At 57.5% G+C, this 2,504-nt stretch carries 2 protein-coding genes; one reads left to right on the forward strand and one right to left on the reverse strand.

The window, feature by feature from the left end; translation table 11 throughout:
• Nucleotides 1-13: 13 nt before the first annotated feature.
• Nucleotides 14-1,078 (reverse strand): hypothetical protein, encoded by a 1,065-nt coding sequence (locus tag AAAB35_RS29820; RefSeq protein WP_340671960.1) that lies wholly within the window; start codon nt 1,076-1,078, stop codon nt 14-16.
• Nucleotides 1,079-1,387: 309 nt separating this feature from the next.
• Here AAAB35_RS29820 and AAAB35_RS29825 point away from each other — a divergent pair, with 309 nt between their 5' ends.
• Nucleotides 1,388-2,350 carry a nitronate monooxygenase family protein gene (locus AAAB35_RS29825; RefSeq protein WP_340671961.1) on the forward strand — a complete coding sequence of 321 codons (963 nt, stop codon included), beginning with the start codon at nt 1,388-1,390 and terminating at the stop codon, nt 2,348-2,350.
• The last annotated feature ends 154 nt before the right edge of the window (nt 2,351-2,504 follow it).

Genomic DNA, 2,504 nt, shown 5'->3' on the forward strand with positions numbered 1-2,504 from the left:
CGCGCCATCTTGCTCAATTCGCGACCTGGGCGCGAATGGCGATGATATTGACGGATTTCCCCGATTGCGTGACGTCCGAGTTGATCTTGATCACGCCGCCCTCCGCAGGAGCATTACCCTCGGGGAATTGCACCTGAACCAGATATTCCTTGCTTGCATCCGAGATGTCGAAGCGTTTACGCCCGCAATCCCCGAGATTGCCAAAATCGCAGCTGACGGCAATCTGTGAGCTCTTGCCATCTTCAGCCTTGGCGATGATATCGAAGACAGCCGTCTTGCCGGCGAGCTGGTCGAGCACGCCCTGCCCAACCTTGAAGCTGATCGTATCGGTTTCGGTGGGCGACTGGATTCGCACGAATTTTTCCAACTGATCACCGCCGATCGTCGCCGTCGCGCGCCCCTCAAGGGCAACCTGCGACATGTCGGTGGGATTGAAAACCTCGATCCAGTTGCCCGTTGCCGACAATTGGCCTTCCTTCGTCGGCTCCTGGCTGCTCTCGGTGGCTGCCGGGCCGGTGGTGTTCGATGGCGCCATGCCCGGTTTCGGCTTAATGATGCCGGAGGCAACGACCCAAAATAGGCCAAGCGCGACGGCGAGCAATGCCAGTATGATCAGAGCCTTGGAGAATCCACTGGCCTTGCGGCGCTCCCCATCTCGCCGCAATTTTCTGCGCGCCTTTCCCGGACGATAATTATCGGCTTTCGAATCATCATCCACGAGAACCGGCGCCTCCACCTCAGGAGGGCCAATATCGATCGACGGCTCGATCCGCGCATCTGTGCCACGTGACTTTGGAGGACCTGGTGCAAACATCGGTTCGCTTGGTTCTGCAACCGGCTCCGGCGCGGGTGGCGGTGTTATCCCGCCTGTCGCCTGCACCTCGTCCTCGATCCGTGTGATGGCCGCTTTCAGCATCTCGCGACGGTCTTCGCGCTGGTTTTCGTCGAGCGCGCCATTTGCAGCAAGCGAACGTTCGTGCGCACCCCATGCCGATTCATAGATTTTCTGACGAATGGCAGGATTTTTGGCATCTGATTTCGCCAATGCGTTCCGGATCGCTTGCTCGATCGCTTCCAACTCACCTGTTTCCTTCAAATCATTTCGCAATGAACCGTTAGCCTTAGCGCATTCGACTGCTTATTCAAGACTTTGACGGCGCAGTGATGGCACTTTCGCCCCGGTTGAGGGTACAGGTCGCGGGGCAACAGATACACCCCATAAAATGGTTGAGGTAAGAACCGGCATAAAAGCATCCTTGTCCATTCCCAGTTGCGATATATCGTGGCTACCATTGGGCCCGGCGTCGCTTGTTTCGCTTGCCGAAAGCCACAGGTCTGGTAAAAGAGTTACGTTTACGCAAACGTCAAAATTTCTTGGGAGTGGTTGATGGCTTTGCCGGAGGTACTAAAGCAGAGGCTGCGCATTCCAGTCGTTGGAGCGCCCTTGTTCATCGTTTCGCACCCGGCTTTGGTTCTTGCGCAATGCAAGGCGGGGGTCGTCGGCTCCTTTCCCGCGCTCAATGCGCGAACCGAGGCGCAACTCGACGAGTGGCTGGCTGAAATCACCGAAGAACTGCACAACCACGACGAGAAAAACCCGGATCGTCCCGCCGCCCCCTATGCGGTCAACCAGATCGTGCACCGCTCCAACAAGCGGCTCGAACATGACCTCGGCATGTGCGTCAAATACAAGGTTCCGATCGTCATCTCCTCGCTCGGCGCGGTGCCTGAGGTGAATGAGGCGATCCATTCCTATGGCGGCATCGTACTCCACGACATTATCAATAACCGCCACGCCAATTCCGCGATTCGCAAGGGTGCGGATGGGCTGATCGCGGTTGCGGCGGGAGCTGGCGGCCATGCGGGCCCACTGTCGCCATTTGCCCTGATCCAGGAAATCCGCGAATGGTTCGATGGTCCGCTGCTTCTTTCGGGTGCAATCTCCACCGGCGGCGCGATACTCGCAGCGCAGGCCATGGGCGCGGATCTGGCCTATATCGGTTCACCGTTCATCGCCACCAATGAGGCGCGCGCAGTCGACGGCTACAAAAAGATGATTGTCGGTTCCGCCTCGTCAGACATCGTCTACTCGAATTACTTCACCGGTATCCATGGCAATTACCTCAAACCGTCGATTGCCAAGGCCGGAATGGACCCGGATCATTTGCCGGAGGCTGATCCATCAAAGATGGACTTTGAAGCCGCAACCACTGGAGCCAAGGCCTGGAAGGATATCTGGGGCTGCGGTCAAGGCATCAGCGCCATCAAGGAAATTCTACCTGCGGGCGATCTGGTTGCACGGCTGGAACGCGAATATCACGCAGCGCGAGCGACGCTCTGCGCCAGGTGAACACTTACGATCGCCTGTCACAAGATGCTTCTCACATCGGTCTGTTGGCGATTTCCGCTACCGCCCTTTTCGCCATGACTTTCACCAGGTTGGCACGGTAATCAGCCGAAGCGTGCATATCCGACAGGAGACCATCTGAATTGACCTTGAGACC

Origin of the sequence: Phyllobacterium sp. (assembly GCF_037994425.1) — a bacterium.
GTDB lineage: Bacteria > Pseudomonadota > Alphaproteobacteria > Rhizobiales > Rhizobiaceae > Phyllobacterium.

Bases quoted from the DNA above. Each gene is read 5' to 3' on its own strand.
- AAAB35_RS29825 (WP_340671961.1), top strand. From the start codon at position 1,388: ATGGCTTTGCCGGAGGTACTAAAGCAGAGGCTGCGCATTCCAGTCGTT.